This window comes from Microbacterium sp. 11MF (assembly GCF_000383475.1).
In the GTDB taxonomy this organism is placed as follows: Bacteria; Actinomycetota; Actinomycetes; order Actinomycetales; family Microbacteriaceae; genus Microbacterium; species Microbacterium aquilitoris.
Genome location: NZ_KB911459.1, coordinates 442,992 through 460,118, shown reverse-complemented (window position 1 = coordinate 460,118; position 17,127 = coordinate 442,992). Strand labels below are relative to the sequence as shown.

At 68.8% G+C, this 17,127-nt stretch carries 17 protein-coding genes; 10 read left to right on the top strand and 7 right to left on the bottom strand.

Translation table 11 applies throughout. From position 1 onward, the window contains the following. The first annotated feature begins 44 nt into the window (after nucleotides 1–44). The gene (locus H286_RS0102245; RefSeq protein ID WP_020096949.1) at nucleotides 45–314 is read left to right on the top strand and encodes a hypothetical protein; all 270 of its coding nucleotides are present in this window, start codon (nucleotides 45–47) and stop codon (nucleotides 312–314) included. On the opposite strand, the gene H286_RS0102240 is transcribed toward H286_RS0102245, so the two are convergent. Then, a complete protein-coding gene (locus H286_RS0102240; protein ID WP_020096948.1) occupies nucleotides 315–1,157 on the bottom strand; it encodes a hypothetical protein in 843 nt (280 codons plus the stop codon). Nucleotides 1,158–1,262: 105 nt separating this feature from the next. Between H286_RS0102240 and H286_RS0102235 the strand changes: the two genes are divergently transcribed. Further along, nucleotides 1,263–1,445: a DUF1272 domain-containing protein gene (locus H286_RS0102235; RefSeq protein ID WP_018188492.1), complete on the top strand. Its 183-nt coding sequence runs from the start codon at nucleotides 1,263–1,265 to the stop codon at nucleotides 1,443–1,445. Nucleotides 1,446–1,495: 50 nt separating this feature from the next. Here H286_RS0102235 and H286_RS0102230 read toward each other — a convergent pair whose 3' ends face one another. The 3 genes from H286_RS0102230 to H286_RS0102220 all read right to left on the bottom strand — a co-directional run bounded on the left by H286_RS0102230 (nucleotide 1,496) and on the right by H286_RS0102220 (nucleotide 4,561). Continuing rightward, entirely contained in the window at nucleotides 1,496–3,199 is a 1,704-nt protein-coding gene (locus H286_RS0102230) for a ParA family protein (RefSeq protein ID WP_020096947.1), read from the bottom strand. 156 nt (nucleotides 3,200–3,355) lie between these two features. After that, nucleotides 3,356–3,823, bottom strand: coding sequence for an SRPBCC family protein (locus tag H286_RS0102225; RefSeq protein ID WP_018188495.1), 468 nt, complete (start codon nucleotides 3,821–3,823; stop codon nucleotides 3,356–3,358). A gap of 21 nt (nucleotides 3,824–3,844) precedes the next feature. Continuing rightward, nucleotides 3,845–4,561, bottom strand: a complete 717-nt coding sequence (locus H286_RS0102220; protein ID WP_020096946.1) for a FadR/GntR family transcriptional regulator — start codon at nucleotides 4,559–4,561, stop codon at nucleotides 3,845–3,847. Nucleotides 4,562–4,748: 187 nt separating this feature from the next. On the opposite strand from H286_RS0102220, the gene H286_RS0102215 reads away from it, so the two are divergent. The 7 genes from H286_RS0102215 to H286_RS0102185 all read left to right on the top strand — a co-directional run bounded on the left by H286_RS0102215 (nucleotide 4,749) and on the right by H286_RS0102185 (nucleotide 13,246). Then, entirely contained in the window at nucleotides 4,749–5,669 is a 921-nt protein-coding gene (locus H286_RS0102215; protein WP_020096945.1) for an ABC transporter permease, read from the top strand. Further along, nucleotides 5,666–6,535, top strand: a complete 870-nt coding sequence (locus H286_RS14405; RefSeq protein ID WP_081630824.1) for an ABC transporter permease — start codon at nucleotides 5,666–5,668, stop codon at nucleotides 6,533–6,535. Before H286_RS0102215 ends, H286_RS14405 begins: the two co-directional genes overlap by 4 nt. Nucleotides 6,536–6,600: 65 nt before the next feature. Further along, nucleotides 6,601–8,112: an ABC transporter substrate-binding protein gene (locus tag H286_RS0102205; RefSeq protein ID WP_020096943.1), complete on the top strand. Its 1,512-nt coding sequence runs from the start codon at nucleotides 6,601–6,603 to the stop codon at nucleotides 8,110–8,112. Nucleotides 8,113–8,136: 24 nt separating this feature from the next. Further along, entirely contained in the window at nucleotides 8,137–8,784 is a 648-nt protein-coding gene (locus tag H286_RS14400; RefSeq protein WP_020096942.1) for a cysteine hydrolase family protein, read from the top strand. A 62-nt stretch (nucleotides 8,785–8,846) separates the two neighbouring features. Then, nucleotides 8,847–10,229 carry an MFS transporter gene (locus tag H286_RS14395; protein WP_020096941.1) on the top strand — a complete coding sequence of 461 codons (1,383 nt, stop codon included), beginning with the start codon at nucleotides 8,847–8,849 and terminating at the stop codon, nucleotides 10,227–10,229. Beyond that, nucleotides 10,226–11,839: an ABC transporter ATP-binding protein gene (locus tag H286_RS0102190; RefSeq protein ID WP_020096940.1), complete on the top strand. Its 1,614-nt coding sequence runs from the start codon at nucleotides 10,226–10,228 to the stop codon at nucleotides 11,837–11,839. Before H286_RS14395 ends, H286_RS0102190 begins: the two co-directional genes overlap by 4 nt. A 63-nt stretch (nucleotides 11,840–11,902) precedes the next feature. Next, nucleotides 11,903–13,246: a hypothetical protein gene (locus H286_RS0102185; RefSeq protein WP_231370901.1), complete on the top strand. Its 1,344-nt coding sequence runs from the start codon at nucleotides 11,903–11,905 to the stop codon at nucleotides 13,244–13,246. A gap of 398 nt (nucleotides 13,247–13,644) precedes the next feature. On the opposite strand, the gene H286_RS0102175 is transcribed toward H286_RS0102185, so the two are convergent. The 3 genes from H286_RS0102175 to H286_RS0102165 are packed head-to-tail and all read right to left on the bottom strand — an operon-like array spanning nucleotide 13,645 to nucleotide 16,586. Next, nucleotides 13,645–14,196 carry a hypothetical protein gene (locus H286_RS0102175; RefSeq protein WP_020096937.1) on the bottom strand — a complete coding sequence of 184 codons (552 nt, stop codon included), beginning with the start codon at nucleotides 14,194–14,196 and terminating at the stop codon, nucleotides 13,645–13,647. Next, the gene (locus tag H286_RS0102170; protein WP_020096936.1) at nucleotides 14,193–14,879 is read right to left on the bottom strand and encodes a hypothetical protein; all 687 of its coding nucleotides are present in this window, start codon (nucleotides 14,877–14,879) and stop codon (nucleotides 14,193–14,195) included. Before H286_RS0102170 ends, H286_RS0102175 begins: the two co-directional genes overlap by 4 nt. A gap of 27 nt (nucleotides 14,880–14,906) precedes the next feature. Then, nucleotides 14,907–16,586, bottom strand: coding sequence for a PAS domain-containing sensor histidine kinase (locus H286_RS0102165; RefSeq protein ID WP_020665413.1), 1,680 nt, complete (start codon nucleotides 16,584–16,586; stop codon nucleotides 14,907–14,909). A gap of 95 nt (nucleotides 16,587–16,681) precedes the next feature. Between H286_RS0102165 and H286_RS0102160 the strand changes: the two genes are divergently transcribed. Next, nucleotides 16,682–17,056 carry a response regulator gene (locus H286_RS0102160; RefSeq protein ID WP_231370870.1) on the top strand — a complete coding sequence of 125 codons (375 nt, stop codon included), beginning with the start codon at nucleotides 16,682–16,684 and terminating at the stop codon, nucleotides 17,054–17,056. The last annotated feature ends 71 nt before the right edge of the window (nucleotides 17,057–17,127 follow it).

Genomic DNA, 17,127 nt, shown 5'->3' with positions numbered 1-17,127 from the left:
CCTGGGACAAGTGTCGGCCGGGTGCGAGGGACGAGGTGCGGAAGATGTATGTGGATCCTGAAACGCTGCGCGCGCTACCGGCCCGTCGACCGGCGGATGCCGCGACCCGGGCCTCGCGGATCCAGTGGGATCTGATCGGCGACGCTCGTTACGAAGTGCGGATCGGCGGCCAGGTGGCCGGCTTCATCGACGTCGTCGGCGCCGTGTACGTCGTGCTGTCCGGCGCCCGCTACGACCGCGCCGAAGAGGTCGTGCAGACCCTGGTCTGGTCTACCGCGACGACCGCGCTCGATCAGCACCGCTCGCGCAGCTGATCATGTGGACGCCGCCTCAGCGGCCTTCTTCGCCCGGCGGGCAGCATCGCGAGCGGCCGCGCGTTCCTCGGTGAGCTGGGCCGCCTCTTCCTGAACGGCGTCGAGATCGTTCGCCGTCCGGGCGCGCTCGCGGTCGATCTCGGCGAGGCGCTCTTCGAGCGACGCGACCCGCGCCTGGGCGGCCGCCAGTCGATCCTCCGCGCGGGCGAGCTGCTTCTGGGTGGTCTCGGCGTGGCGGCGGGCCTCTGCCGCTGCTCGAGCGGCGTCGCGGGCGGCGCGTCGATCGGCGAGCTCGTCCCCTCCGTCCGGCTCAGCAGAGCCCGCATCGAACGGACCCGACACCGCGTCGGTCAGATCGGGCCGGTCCATGCCGGTCGCCTCGATGGGACGCAGCAAGCGCGCGCTCGCGACGGCGGCCGCGGCATCCGGATCCCGCAGCGCTGCGTCCAGGGTCTGCTCGACCGCGGCGCGGGCGGTGGCACCGACGTCCACGCCGTTGTCGGCGGCGAGGGCGAGGGCACGGTCGACGAGGTCGTGCAGGATGCCGCGGCGCCGCGCCGTGAGCTCCGCGAGCGCGCGTGCGTCACCGGCATCCGCGGCGTCACGGAACGCCTCAGCGAGCTCGACGGCGGGCGCCAGCGCCTGCGGGTCTTCTGCGGCGAGGAGGTTGACCACCCACGCGGCGAGGACGGGCTTCCGCAGGCCACGGATGGCCGCGGCGAGATCTCGATCCTCGGCATCCTTCGCGGCGGCGGTCCGCTGCGCGACGAAAACACCGGCCGGGGTGACACTGAGCCGCGTGGCGACCTCGATCAGCCGCGCGTCGTGATCGGGACCGGTCATTCGCCCATCCTCCCGCATGCCCGGCGCCTCGGATCGGCAGGATTCCTTCGACCTCCGGCATCCGTTCCCCTTCGGCGGCGATGTCGGCACTCGTATCGTCGGAGGATGCTCGAGATGCGACCCGCCTGCGAATCGTGCGACCGCGCCCTGCCCGCGGCCGCCGAGGCCTTCATCTGCTCGTACGAGTGCACGTGGTGCGCGTCCTGTGTCGTCGGGTTCACGGATGCCGCCTGCCCGAACTGCGGCGGTGACCTCCAGCGCCGTCCCACTCGAGCGGTCCGCGCCTGATCAGTTCGCCCAGAAGCCGGCTACTCCGAGAGCGAGGACGCAGACCGGACCTACAGTCCTTGAGCCACCGCGGCCGCCGCGCGCATCCATGCGTCCTTCGTTCGGGGCTGGAGCGCGTCGTAGCGGATGCGGCCCGCCTTCAGGGAGTCGTCGAAGGGGATGATCTCGACCGCGCGGACGTGGCCCTCGAAGCCCGCCGCGATGCGCTGCGCCGCGCTGATCCCGGCCCGCTCGGACTGCCCGACCACGACGACCGCTCCGTCGGCGAGGCGACGGGAGTGCTCGTCGCGCTTGCGGAGGGCGTCGAGAAGGAGCGCCGCCGACTCCGCCGACTCGGGAGCGGCGAGCGTCGGGACGACGAGCTGGTGGGCGGAGTCGATCATCCGCAACCAGCGATCGGCCGACTCGTCGTTGCCGGAGTCGAAGATCACCATGCGGTAGTAGCGGGCCGCGACCTGAGCGAGCAGATCGAAGTCCGCCGTCGTGATGCGCTGGTCCGCTGCGAGCAGCTCGGGGTTGGAGCGCAGCACGTCGTAACGGTCGACGGACTGGTGATGGACGAAGCGGGCGATGTCCGAGACGGATGCCGTCGCTTCGAGCAGTCTCGCTGCTTCGGGCAACAGGTCTCGGATCGTCGTGTCGTAGTCGCCCTGCTCGGTGCGCCAGCCGAGCGTCCCGCGGGTGTCGTTGTTGTCCCACGCGAGGACGTTGCCGCCGCCGTGGCGTGCGAAAACCGCGGACAGGACAGCGGTGGTCATCGTCTTGCCGACGCCGCCCTTGCCGTTGGCGACCGCGATGGCGCGGCATCCGGCCCACTGGCGGGAGACGGCCCGCTCGCGCTCGGCGCGCTCGAGCTCGGCCTTCGACGGGCGGATCGGGATGCCGAGGCGCACGAAGAACGAGCGCCACCCGGAGACGGTGGCGGGGTGTTCGCCGGCAGGTTCGATGAACGACGGACGCGACCCCTGGGAAGCGGATGCCTCGAAGGGCGTGTCGGCGGCGGGACCGGCGTCGGTCGTCGGCGGCGCATCGATGGGGGGCTGCTCGTCCGACTCGAACGATGCGCGCGCGACGTCGACCGGGTCGGTGCCGCTGTTGGCGTCGGCGTCATCGGTGCCGTTGTCGGCGCTGGCGGCGTCGGCCCCGATGGGGGCGGCCGGTGCTGCGGCGGGGATCTCGGTCACCCGGGCGGGGACCCACTCTGCTGGGGTGTCGACGACGTCGTCGTCCAGGTCGTCATCGTCGCCGTCGTCGTACGCGGCGGGCGCCTCGGAGATCGCGGCGTCGTCGGAGCGGGCAGGCGGGAAGAAGGAGGGCACCTCGGCGACGAGGGCGGGCTCGGCCGCGGGTTCCGGCTGGGCATCCTCGGCCGCGGATTCCGGCTCGACCTCGACCTCTGCCTCCACCTCGGCCTCGGCCTCGACCTCGGGTTCAGCCTCGGCCTCCGGCTCCGTCGTCCACCAGGCCTGCTGTCGCAGTTCGGCACGCGTCACGGTGCGGTCGTCGACCTCGACGTCGATGTCGCCCGCCGGGTCGACGAGGAGGTGATGCTCGCCGCGGTCGCCGCTCGTGACGAGCTCGATGGGCGCACCGGAAGCGACGGCATCCGCTCGCACCCGGTCGATGAGGAGGCGACGGACGGCGTCGACGTCGGCGGCTTCGAGGGTCTCTTCGGCACCGTCGACCGTCGTGAACCGTGCGGTTCCGCCGGTGACGTGCGCGTACGCGCGTGCCGGTTCACTGCCAGTGCTCATGGGTTCCTTTCGGTGGACCGGCTGCGTGAGCGGACCGATCCGGGGGCCGGCGGCGCGAGCGACGAACTCAGACAGTCTCCGTGCGCCGACGGAGTGCGCCTTCCCACGCTATCGCGCGCGGCCCCGAAATCCCCGCTGGACGGGCATGAACAGCTCTCAGGGAGTCGGATCCGGCCGCGGCCCGGACAGCGCGGCGACGAGGACGGCGTTCCGGGCGCGGATGAGCCGCTGCAGATACGGGCGCAGCACGAGCGGTTCGACGATCGGGCCGAACAGCGGCGAGCGCAGCGTCACGACATCCGTCATCACGGTGCCGTCCCCGTCGCGCTCGAAGCGGTGCTCGTGGCGGAACGATCGGAACGGCCCCCGCACCTGCTCGTCGACGAACCCACGCGGGTGCTCGAGCGCGGTGATCCGGGACGTCATCGTCCACACGACACCGAAATGCCGCGCCCGCCAGGTGACCGTCTCTCCCAGCCCTATGGTCCCGCTCGTGACCCCGGCGACAGCGCGCTCACCGGAGCGCGCCATCGACGCGAGATGCGCGTCGATCGACAGCGAGAGGGTGAAGAGCTCCTCCGGCGCGCAGGCCGCGCGGGTGACCTCGGTGAACGTCGCTGTCATGAGGCCGGCCAAGCTCCGTCGTCAGCCATGGGCGTGCAGACGTTCGAGGTGGATCCGCATCGCCTCCGCCGCCTCATCGGCACGGCGCGCCTCGATGTGGCCGAGGATCTCCAGGTGTTCGTCGTCGATGTCGTCCCACCGGTCGCTCGATCGGCCCGTCGACAATGAGTCCTGCTGGAAGACATCCCAGACGGGCGGGGCGAGAAGGGACACGAGCTTGTTGCCGGCGGCATCCATCACCGCTTGATGGAAGTCCTGGCTCGACACGGTGCGGTCGAGCACAGTCCGGCCATGTTCGACACGACTCGCAGCCGTGCGGAGCCGCTCAAGGTCAGCGTCCGTCCGCCGCAATGCCGCGCTCCGAGCGGAGGGGACCTCGAGGATCACGCGCGTCTCGAACAGCTCGTCCCCGTTGATCACGTTGAAGCCGTTCAAAAGCTGAAGGCTCGTGACGATGTTCTCTTGAAGAGCCTCGGGGGTGGGCTGCGCGATGAACGTCCCGCCCGTGACGCCGCGACGCGTGTGGGTCAGATTCTGCGACGACAGCATCCTCAGAGCTTCACGGATCGTATTGCGACTGACACCGAACTGAGCGCCGAGCTTGTCCTCCGGCGGCAGCTGCGCACCCGGAGCGAGAGTGCCGTCGATGATCATGCGTCGCAGCTGACCGGCCACCTGTCGATAGGCGGGTTCGATGCGGTGGACCGTGAGTCCGCCCGCGGGCTGCGGAACGTCCATGCCCTCTCCTCCCGGACCCGCTGGCGGGCCCCGCCCACGGTATCCCAAAAAGCCCCTCCTTTTCGGATATTCGCACACATCGCCCGCAAATGCTGAAATCTCGCGGTTACACGGCTGATACGAGCCCGCTACGAAGAACCCATATCGTCATCGTCGTAAACATTGGACGTTTTAAGAACGGACGGTTATGGGTCGCTTCATCCTGTCGCGTGCCGTGCGCACCGCACTCACGGTGTTCGCCGTGCTCAGCCTTGCGTTCGTCCTCGCCCGACTCACTGGTGACCCGGTCAGGCTCATGCTCCCGCAGGAGGCGACGCAGGCGGATGTCGACGCCATGCGTACGACGCTCGGACTCGACCGCCCCCTTGCGGATCAGTACGTCTCCTTCCTGGCCCGGGCCGTGCAGGGCGACCTCGGCGACTCCATCCGACAGGGTGTATCTGCAACAGACCTGGTCCTCGAGCGACTCCCCGCGACGCTGGAACTCGCGCTCAGTTCCTTCGCCATCGGACTCCTTCTCGCCATCATCATCGCCGTCCTCGGGGAGCTGTCCCGGAGCGATACGGTCCGTGCCGCGATGCTGTGGGTCGCGACCACGCGACAGGCGATTCCGCCCTACCTCTTCGGCATCCTCCTCATCCTGGTGTTCTCCATCTGGCTCGGGGCGCTCCCTGCGATCGGACGCACGTCCTACGCCAGCTATGTGCTCCCGATCGCGACCATTGCATCGTTCGAAGTCGCCCTGTACCTGCGGCTGCTCAACCAGGCCTTCGCCGAAAGCCGACACCAGGACTTCGTGCGCACGGCCCTGGCGAAGGGAGCGTCACGGTCGAGGGTCGTGCTCCGCCATCAACTTCCCAACGCCCTCCTCCCCCTCATCACGGTCGCCGGCATCAATCTCGGTGTGCTGGTGGGTGGCCTCGTCATCATCGAGACCGTCTTCAACTGGCCGGGTCTCGGCAGGCTGATCGTCCAAGGCGTCGAGCAGCGTGACTATCCGATCGTGCAGGCGGGCGTCGTCGTGATCGCCATCGTGTTCGTCGCGATCAATCTGATCGTCGACATGCTGTACGCCGCCATGGACCCCAGAGTGAGGCTCGCCCGATGACTACCGCCACCGCCGCCTCCGGAAGCCTGAAGCTGCGTACCGCTGCAACGATGGCCCGGGTGCGCGCCAGCACCCCCTCCACCGTCGTGGCGTGCTCGTTCATCGCCGTGGTGCTGCTCCTCGCGTTCGTGATCCCCGCCCTCCCGGGGTCGGACATCAGTTCCCAGGATCTCGCAGCGAGCCTCACCCCGCCGTTCACTGACGCAGCGCATCCCTGGGGAACGGATCAACTCGGACGCGACCTCCTCAGCCGGCTGGGTGTTGCGACCCGGGTATCCCTGCTCATCGCTGTGGGAGCGGTCGCCGTCAGCGCGGTGATCGGACTCCTCATCGGGCTGATCGCGGGGTATCGCGGGGGACGGACCGACACGATCCTGATGGGGATCGGAGACGTCCAGCTGGCCATCCCCGTCGTGCTTCTCCTCATCGTTCTCGTTGCGACCCTCGGCTCGAGCCCCGCTCTCCTCGTCATCCTTCTCGGGTTGACCAACTGGGTCACGTACGGCCGCGTCGTACGAGCGATGGTGCTGTCGCTCCGCGAGCAGGAGTTCGTCGCTGCGGCACTGTCGGCCGGGGCCTCCACCGCATGGATCCTCCGCCGCCACCTCCTCCGAAACGTCATGCCGCAGGTGCTCATCCTGTCCGCGTTCCAGGTCGGGGTCGTGATCACGATCGAGTCGTCGCTCAGCTTCATCGGCCTCGGCATCCAACCTCCGACGCCCAGCCTCGGACTGATGATCAACGAGGGACAGCGGTACCTCCAATCGGATCCGTGGCTGACGATCATCCCCGCCGCCGCCGTCTTCCTACTGATCGCCGGAGCACAGTTCCTGTCACAGGCGTTCGAACGCCCTCGCTCGCGCTGAGCCCGTCCTCCGACTTCCCGACGCCAGACCTGCACCACCCGAACAGCACCGATTCAGGAGATACCGTGTCCCACTCGCACCCGCTCCCCCGTTGGATCCTCGCCGCGTCAGCTCTGTCGGTCAGCGCGCTCGCGCTCTCCGGATGCGCCGGAGGTTTCGATCAGGCCGCTGCCGATGCCGACGACTCGATCGTCGTCGCTCTGACGGGCGAACCGTCGTCGCTCAACCCGCTTTACGACACCAACCTCAATGCCCTCAACATCTTCTACGACGTCTTCGACCAACTGACGACGATCGATGAGAAGGGCGCGGTCGTGCCCGCGCTCGCGACGGAATGGACGGCTGAAGAGTCCCTGACCACGTGGACCTTCACCTTGCGGGACGACGCGACCTTCCAGGATGGGTCGCCCGTCACTGCGAGCGATGTCGTCTTCACGTATGAGACCACCATGGCGGACCCCGAGGCCAACCTCGCCGGCTATATGACGACAATCGATTCCGTCGAAGCGACGTCGGACACCGAAGTGGTCTTCCACCTCAACACTCCCTACGCACCGTTCGACCGGCAGGTGACGCTCGTCCCGATCCTCCCGAAGGCCGCTTACACCGCCGATCCCGAGGGGTTCGCGAGCGCTCCTGTCGGATCGGGTCCGTACAAAGTGGAGAAATGGCAGAAGGGCGACTCCGTCGTCCTGTCGCGCAACGACGACTACTTCGGCGATCAGGGCGACTACGAGCGCATCGAGTTCCGATTCGTGCTCGACGAGACCACCCGTGCGAACTCCCTGCAGTCAGGCGATCTCGACGTCGCCCTCCTCGGCGCGTCGCAGGTCGCCACGGTCCGCGGGGCCGACAACGTCGACGTGGTCGATCAACAGAGCAACCGAGTGCTCTACCTCGGGTTCAACGGGACCGACGGTCCGCTCGCCGACCCGAAAATCCGGAAGGCGGCGGACATGGCCATCGACCGCGAAGCCATCAGCGACGACCTCATGAACGGTTCCGTGGAGCCGACGGGTCAGCTCGTCGCCAAGGTGACCTTCGGCTACAACGAGGACATCGCGCCGACCGCCTACGACCCCGAGGCTGCCGCAAGCATGCTGGCCGACTCGGGCTATGACGGCACGCCGATCGTCCTGTCCTACCCAACGACCGGACTGCCCCAGATCGACCAGCTCGCTCAGGCGACCGCCGGATACCTGGAGGCAGCCGGCTTCGCCGTCGATCTCGACGGTCAGGAGGCGGGCACCTACAGCAACAACTGGTTCTCGAACCAGTTGCCCGGAGCGTATCTGTTCGCCTTCGCCCCATCGGTGATGGATGCCGACCTGCCGCTGAGCATGCTGACACGGACCGGCGGACAGGGCTACTTCTCCAACGCCGAGATCGACCAGCTCCTCGTGTCCGAGATCGCGGAGCCCGATGCCGACGCACGCTCCGAGATGCTGGGCCGGATCTCGGAGATCGTCACCGAGAACACCTACTACGCCCCGCTGTTCATCGACACCTACACCTACGGCTCGAAGGCAGGGCTCGACTGGACCCCGCGTCCCGACGGCTTCTTCATCTTCAACTGACACCCCTACGAAAGGACGAGAACCATGAGCACGATTCCTCGCGAGAACACGGCCGTACTGGTCGTCGACATGCAGCGCGCCTTCTTCGACAACACCGACTCTCTCGGCAGAAGCGGCGTTGACGTGACTCCGCTCCGCGCCGCGATCCCCGGCACGAAACGCCTGATCGCGGATGCCCGAGCCGCCGGCGTGCCCGTCATCTACACGCGGTACGTGTACCACGAAGGGATGGTGGACTTCGGTCCCATCCGAGGCATCAAGGCTCAGGATCGGGTGTCGTCGAACTCGCTCGGAGCCGGCGAGGCGGAGATCGAGATCATCGACGAGCTCGCCCCGTTGCCGGGCGAGATCGTGATCGACAAGTCGCGGCCGAGCGCCTTCTATGGGACGCGGCTGGAGCCGGTGCTGACCGGCCTCGGGATCCGCAACCTCGTCATCTGCGGGGTCACGACCAACATCTGCGTCGAGACGACTGCGCGGGACGCCGGCCAGCGGGACTACGGCACCTACGTCGTCCGCGACGCAGTGGCGGAGTTCACCGCGGAGCGCAATGATCACGCGCTCTTCGCCATCGACTGGAGCTTCGGCGAGACGGTCTTCCTCGACGACGTCGAATCGTCGTGGGGTGTCTCGACAGCGCACGTGGAGTCCCGCGACTACGCGATCGCCTGATCTGCGGATAAGGACAGCACACGATGATGACGACGCCGGTTGGGGGGTGGCGAGCCCGTCTGATGCTGGCGACGCTGGCCCTCGCCGGTGTCGTCGCGTCGCTCGCTCAGACCCTCGTCCTCCCCCTCCTCCCCGGGTTCTCTGACTGGCTCGGCGTTTCCGCTGCCGACGCGCAATGGATCGCCACATCGACCATGCTCGCCGGCGCAGTCGCGGCGCCCCTGTTCGGTTGGCTCGGCGACCGGTTCGGCTTGGCCCGCATGATCGTCGTCGCACTGGTATTCCTGGCGGTCGGCTCGGTCGTGGCGGCGATGTCGGACACCCTGTGGATGCTGCTCCTCGGACGCACACTCCAGGGATTCTCGAGCGGCGTGATCGGCCTCGCCCTGGCTGTCTCCCGCACGATGCTCGCGCCTGCGTCGCTCCCGTGGGCCGTCGGCATCGTCAGCGGCACGCTCGGGATAGGAACAGGACTGGGTGTCCCGCTGGCCGGTCTTCTCCTGCAGATCTTCCCCTGGCACGGGGTGTTCTGGACCTCTGCCGGGACAGCGGTGGTCGCGGCCGGGCTCGTCGCGATCATCGTGCCGCATCGCGCGCCGGGAACCTCCTCGAGGTTCGATTTCGTGGGGGCCGTCACCTTCAGCGGCATCCTGCTGCTCACCCTCATCCCGCTGAGCCTCATCGGCTCGGTCGGCATCCCGCCGACATCGATCGTGTGCTGGATCGCAGCCATGGCGGTCGGTGCGTGGTGGGTTCGATACGAACTCCGCGCACGTTCGCCATTCGTCGACGTGCGACTCGCACGGCTCGCGCCGATCGCTTCCTCGCACATCACCGCGATGTTCGTCGGGATCGCGTTCTTCCTGAGTTTCACAGGAACCGTCTACGTCTCGCAGACCACGGGGCGAGAGGGCGTCGGCTTGGGCGGCGGCGTCCTGCTCACCGGACTCATCCAGACCCCCGCGAGTCTCGCCTCGATCGCGGCCGCCCCTCTCGCGACCATGTGCGCCACGCGGTGGGGAGCCCGGAACACGGTGACCGCTGGTGCGGTCTCGGTCGCCGTTGCAAGCGCGTCACGAATGCTCGTGCTCGATGATCCCGTCATCGTCGCCCTCTGCGCCCTGCTCGTCTCGGGGAGCGCGTCCTTCACGTTCGCCGCGATGCCCCTGATCCTGATGGACGTCGCGCCTCTCCACGCGACCGGCGCCGTCAACGGCTTGAACATCATGATGCGCCAGGTCGGCTCCGCCATCGCGGGGGTCATCGCGGCGATCGTTCTCGCGTCGACGGCCGTAGCCACCGAGCCTTCGCGAGCGACGTTCGCGTGGCTCTTCGGCGCGGGCGCCGTGTGCGGACTCATCGCGGCGAGTGCCATGGCCGTGTGGCTCGGCCGCAGCTCGAATCTCCTCCCTTCTCTTGCTCACATCGAAAGGACCTCCCGATGACCTCTTCCCCCGTCTTGTCCGTACGTGATCTGAGCGTCGAGTTCACGACGGCCCGAGGTGTGTTCTCCGCCATCCGTGGCATCAGCTTCGACGTCGGCGTCGGTGAGACGGTCGCGGTCGTCGGTGAATCCGGTTCGGGAAAGTCCACGACTGCCGCCTCCGTCAATCGGCTTCTCGCCTCGAACGGGCGGATCGCCTCCGGTTCGATCATGTTCGCCGGGCGGGATCTGGCCGGCGCGTCCGAGAAGGAGATGACGGCGATCCGGGGCGCCGGGATCGGGTTGGTTCCGCAGGATCCGATGTCCAACCTCAACCCGATCCAGCGTGTCGGCGATCAGATCGCCGAGGTTCTGAAGATCAACCGCATGGGTCTCGGCCGCGCGGCATGGCGTCGTGCGATCGAGCTCCTCGACATCGTCGGGATCCCGGATGCCGCGCGCCGGGCCGCGCAGTACCCCCACCAGCTCTCGGGAGGGATGCGTCAACGAGTGCTCATCGCGATGGGACTCGCCTGCCGCCCGAAACTCCTAATCGCCGACGAACCGACCAGTGCCCTCGACGTCACCGTGCAGCGCACCATCCTGGACCGGCTCGTGGACCTGACGGCAGAGCTGGGCACGTCCGTCCTGCTCATCACGCACGACCTGGAGCTGGCGGCCGAACGCGCCGACAAGGTGCTCGTGATGTACCGCGGCGAGATGGTCGAGTCCGGCCGCGCGGAGACCCTCCTGCGCGCGCCTCAGGCTGAGTACACCCGCCGCCTGCTCGCGGCCGCGCCGAGCCTCACCTCATCGTCGCTCGTCGGTCCGGCAGCGGACAGTGAGCCCCTCATGCGATTGGATGCCGTGGGCAAGACCTACCCCGTCCGCGGCCGCCGCCCGGATTTCGTGGCGGTCGAGGCATCCAGCCTCGTCATCCCGCGCGGACAGACGGTGTCGATCGTGGGCGAGTCGGGGTCGGGTAAGTCCACGACCGCGCGCATGGCTCTCGGCTTGGAGCGACCAACGGCAGGATCCGTCGTATTCGACGGAACGACGGTGGCGTCTATGTCGAAGGGCGAGCTCTTCCGCTTCCGTCGGCGCGTGCAGCCGGTCTTCCAGAATCCCTTCGGCTCTCTCAACGGGCGGATGACGATCGGAGACAGCATCGCGGAGCCGTTGCAGATCCATGGGATCGGCACGCCTGTCACGCGGCGCGATCGTGTCGAGGGGCTGCTCGATCAGGTCGCCCTTCCTCGTGAGCTGATGACCCGTCTGCCCGCGGAGCTCTCCGGCGGTCAGCGTCAGCGTGTGGCCATCGCCCGCGCGCTTGCGCTGGAGCCCGAGCTCATCGTCCTCGACGAGGCGGTCTCGGCGCTCGACGTCATCGTGCAGGCTCAGATCCTCGAACTGCTCGTCGCGCTGCAGCGAGATCTCGGGCTGAGCTACCTGTTCATCAGCCACGACCTGGCCGTGGTGCGGATGATCTCGCATCACGTCCACGTGATGCAGGGCGGTCGCATCGTCGAGTCGGGGACTCCGAGTCAGATCTTCGAGTCACCCCGCGAGACGTACACCCGAGAGCTCCTCGCGGCGATCCCAGGCACAGACCTGCCCGCCGCCGCTGCCTGATCGCTCGTCCCACGGCGACCCACGCGGCATCCCACCTGCCGCTACCGTAAGACCGTGCGGACGATGCTCGGGATGACGTGGCGCCTCCTCGTGCGCCACTGGCCCGCGCTCGTCGCCTGGTATCTCGCGGGGGTTCTCGGCCGCTACATCGGGCTGGAGGTCGCGGGGTACGTCGGCGGCTACACGGCGCTCGGCGGCATGCTGATCATCCCTCTCGCGATCCTCGCCAAGCTCGTGAGCCTCGTCGGGATGTTCCTCGTCCTACGGGACGGGATGACGCGCCTCGGCGCCATCGCTCCGCCCCCAGCCGACGGGCACGGCAGACGGGTCGCGTTCCGTGACGCGATGCTGTCGTCCGTGCTCCCCTTCTTGGCGGTGTACGCCGCCCTCGGTTTCCTCAACGAGGACGTAGCGACCTACCTCGACACCGCGCTGCAGGTCACGAACGGGAGAATCGCCGAAGGCATCGTCACCGGAGTGGACGCCGACGTCTCCGGCGCCATCGACAAGCTCCCGTGGGATGCGATGACGATCACGGTGGTCGTGCTCGCCTTCGTCGGACGGTGGGTGTGGAGCCGGTGGCGCGGTCGACTGCCCCGCTGGAGCTCGCTCGTCGCCACCTACCTCGACGGCCTCTGGATCTTCCTCGCCGCCTACTTCATCGGCGACGCCACCGGACAGCTGACCGCGTGGGTGCAGTCCCGCCGCGCGATCGCGTGGGTGGGCCAGCTGCGGGAGTCGATCGGCGACTGGTTCGCCCCGTTGGGATGGGTGTGGGATGCCGTCGCCACGGTCGCTGGCGAAGCCGTGGGACTCGTCGCCGTCCCGCTCGCCTGGCTCACCGTCGCCGGCGTCGTCTACGGCCAGGCTGTGGCGCCACGGGGGGTCCAGTGGCGCGGCCGGATCGCCGAGCGGGCCCGGCAGCGGTACGGCAGCATCCCGCAGCGGCTGCGTCGCCGACTCGCCGACATCGGCGCGAGCCTCGGCTCGCGCTTCCAGCCGATCTGGCGCGCGGTCGTCCTGATGTGGCGCGGTGGCCCGGTGCTGATCGGCTGCTACGTCCTCGCCTACGTCCTCGTCCTGCTGGCGCAGGATCTCATCGATTTCGGGGTCACCCGCCTGGTCGGACCGCAGAGCCCCGACGATTTCTGGCGCGCCGGCGGGGCACTGTTCCTCCTCATCGCCCCGGTCATCATCGAACCGATCCGAACCGTGGTGATCGCCGGTGCCTACGACGCGACGGTGGGCGCGCTCATCGGGGCGCCCGTCGTCGCGTCAGGGCACGACGACGAGTCGGACGTAGCCCGGCAGCTCGTCCGGGATCACGAGCTCGACACCGAGCGGGCCCTCGACGTCGTCGGGGACGATGAACGGCACGTCGATCTGGAACGCCCCGCGCGGGAATAGGTCGCTCCGCCGGTCGTTCGGGCACGCCGTGTACCGGCGGTAGTCCCAGTCGACCGTCTTGGACTCGTCCCTCCAGAAGCGGCCCTGTCCGCCCAACTCACGCAACCCCGTGAGCGTGCAGCCGGTCGCCGCGCCGTGACGATCGACGGGAACGCGCACCCAGAGGAACTTCGTCCCCTCGGGAGCCGTCACGCCCAGCAGTGAGACCTCCGTCGCGGTGGCCGGGCCGAAGGTGATGTCGGCGAAGTCCGCGGCGCGGCCCTGCTCGGCCACCGTCGGGAAGGTGGGCTCGTACCGCGCGACCTTCCACCATTCCCACCCGAGGAAGACCCCCGCGGTGAGGGGAACGACGACGACGAGCGCGAGCAGGGCCCGCCGATTGCTGCGCCACCAGGCACTCACACGCCACCCCCCGCGAGCGGGGCGAGCTCGCGTTCGTCGTCCCAGCGTAGGCTGCCGAGATCGACGGTGAACTCGACGACGGAATCGAGACGCCAGTCGCGATCGCTCACGGTGAAGCGGATGACGGCGGTGCCGTCCCGCATCCCCGCCGGGAGCTCGAACGCGACACTCCCCGTCTTCGGCACCCCCACCTGCAGCGCCTTGCCGAGCAGCGACACGGGTCGTTCGCTGGCGCGGTAGGTGTCGCCGTCGATCAGGAGGGTGGCCAGGCCGAGGACGGCGCCCTCCTCCGTGTTCACGGCCTCGACGCTGAGGTCCACGACGACCCACGCCCCGTCGGCGGCCCAGCCGACCTCATCCGAGATCCGCTCGGCTGCGGCGACGTCCGTGACGGTGACGGCCATCTGCCGTCCGACGGCGCGGTCTCCGACGTCGACGGACTGGACGAAGGACGACTCTGTCAACGCTTGGCCTGCGGGGATTTGCGTGACTCCCCACGCCGCGACCAGCAGGACGATGCCCCCGGCCCACACCGTGACGCTTTTCACCGGGATGCCCCTTGGCTCGGCTGGTTCGCGCCCGCGCCGACATCGGTGAGCGGGACGTCCATCTTCGCGACGACCACCGGGCTGTCCCACCATTCCCCGTTCACGACCAACTTCCCCGTGACGAGGGAGAAGTCGCGGATCTCGAGCGACAGCTCATCGGCATCCGTCAGCTCGTCCTTCGTGATGATCCACCCCACGACCAGTTCGACGGGGACCCCCGGCTGCAACCACGGGCCCGTGTTCCCGTCGTCGAGTCGAGCCACCGCGTCGGGATGCCGCCCACCGAGATCACTGGCGATGATCGACCCCGACAGCCCCTTCCCCTGGGCCGCCGCCGGCAGAGCGGTGTCCCAGACGTTCTCCGCCCGCACCACGGCCGCCACGACACGCTCCCCCTTGTCCGGGTCCGCGGACAGACCCGCGTCCCTCAGCGTGTCGATCAGCACGGCACGTTCGACCGTGATCGACAGCATGTCGTTCACGTGCGTCTCCCCCGGTTGCAGGGTCGCAACGGGCGGGGCGGCGACCGCCTCGAGCCCGCCGAACGCCGCGGCCGCACCGAGGAACACCGCGGTGAGGATGCCGGGGATCCACGCCGTCGGGACGCGATCGGTCGCCTCGCGCAGCCACCGCGCGTCCCGCGCCCGGTGAGGGCTGCGGCGCTCGTCTCCGGGGCCTGTCACGGCGACAGCATAGCGACGGAGCCGTCGTCACGCCGAGAGCGCGAAATCCTCCGCCGGCGCGACGGGCTCGCGCATCCGCGGAAGGCACAGCGTGATCGTCGTCCCCTCGCCGGGCTCGCTCTCGATGCCCACATCGCCGGCATGGGCGGACACGATCGACTTGACGATCGACAGGCCGACCCCGATGCCCTGGACGGCGTTCTTCCGCACGGCGGTCGCCCGGTAATAACGGTCGAACACACGGCGCGCGTCGTCGGCCGTCATGCCCATACCGGTATCGCTGATCGCGATGCGCACGTGGTCTCCGTCCGCAACGTGCGTGACCCTCACGGACACCGAGCCCCCGGACGGCGTGAACTTGACGGCGTTCGTCAGGAGGTTCTCGACCGCCTGCTCGATCCGCCGGGCGTCGAGCTCGGCGATGACGTTCTCGTCGCATTCCAGCGACAGCGCGACGCCGGCCTGCCGCGCGAGGGGCACCATGACGGCGACCGTCTCCTCGACGAGCTCCGCGACGTCCACGACCGTCGGCGCGAGGACCATCTTCTTGTTGCCGGCCGTGAGCAGCTGCGACACGCGTTCGAGCAGCACCTCGCTGTTGCGCGAGATCGCGCCCAGCGCCGTGCCGATGCCGAGGCGTTCGGCGTCCTCGCCCAGGATGTCGATCACCTGCTCGGCGTACCCCACGACGGAGGTCAGGGGCGTCCGCAGTTCGTGCGAGACGGTCGTCAGGAACTCCTCGCGCGCCTCGATGGCGTCGGCGAGGTCGGTGACGTCGTAGGCCGCGACCACCGTGCCGAGCAGTTCGCCGTTCGAGCGATGCACGCGACCCGAGGACGAGAGGATCGCGACCTGGTCGCCGGGCTGGCCGAACCATTCCAGGTGGTTACGGATGGCGTCGCCACGGAGGGCGCGCGGGATGATCTGCTCGGCGCACGGAACCGGGGTCTTCCGGTCGGCTTTGAACACGTGCGGCCCGGCGTACGGCGCCTCGTCGAAGCGGAAGCCGACCACACCGGTCAGCTTGTGTGCGGCGCGGTTGGCCAGCACGGGGCGACCCTCCGCGTTGTAGAACGCGACGGCCCCGTTCACCGTGTCGAGGACGGTTCGCAGGACCATCTCATCGTCGCGCGACTGTTCGAGGTTCGCCTGCAGGCGGTGCGCGGCATCCTCCACCTCCTGTCGGCTCTTGCGGAAGCTCTTCACGGCGAGGTGGATACCGACCGAGATGCCCGTGGTCAGGAACGGCAGTGTGAGGAGGTTGAGGACCATCAGCGGCGTCGACACGGACTCGACCTGCAGGAGCAGCGGAAGTGCCGAGATGAGCAGCCCGCCCAGGAAGACGAGGGCGAGGGCCTGCCAGCGGTACCGCAGCGCGATCCACGCGAAGGGCATGAGGCAGAGGACGCCGACGGTCGGGATGTACGGGAAGAGCGAGGCGCGCAGCAGGGCGAGCGCGACGATGTCCACGAGCGGTACGACGATCCCCCCGGGCGTCAGCAGCCAGGCGCGCTGCGGCAGGAGGAAGACGACGGATGCCGCATACGCGAGACCCACGCCGGCGAGGACGGGCCCGGCGGACCACAGGCTCGGGACGGCGAGGCAGGCCGCGATGACGACGAACGTCACCCCGGCGACGAACGGGAGCTGCAGCCGCGAGAACAGCTCCTCGGGTCGCATCGGCTTCCACATCGGACGATCGCTCATGCTCGGGTCCCCCTCCCGTGCCGGGGACAGCCCCCGACGAACCGGCGGCGGGGTTCGGATTACCCGCACCGCAGGATCGGTGTCAGAGTACGGGGGTGGCGATTTCGGTTCTTGTGGTTGACGACGACGACGACATCGCTATGCTCCTCGTCTCGAGTCTCGAGCGCGCCGGGATCTCGACCGCTCGCGCGGGCAACGGTCGCGAGGGCGTCGAGCGGGTCCGCGCGGACCGGCCGCGGGTCGTCCTCATGGACTGGATGATGCCCGGGACGGACGGGATCCAGGCGGCCCGCGAGATCCGGCGGAGCACCGACATCCCGCAGCCGCACATCATCATGCTGACCGCGCGCGTCCACACCTCCGACCAGGAGGACGCGATCCGCGCCGGCGTCGACGAGGTGGTGGCCAAGCCGTTCCGACCCCGCGAGGTCGTCGGCCACGTCAAGGAGCTCCTCGAACTCGCGAGCTGACGCCTACGCCCTGAGCGGACATCCGCCCGCAGGGGGACGCGGATGTCGGCGGGTGGTGGCACTCTGAGAAT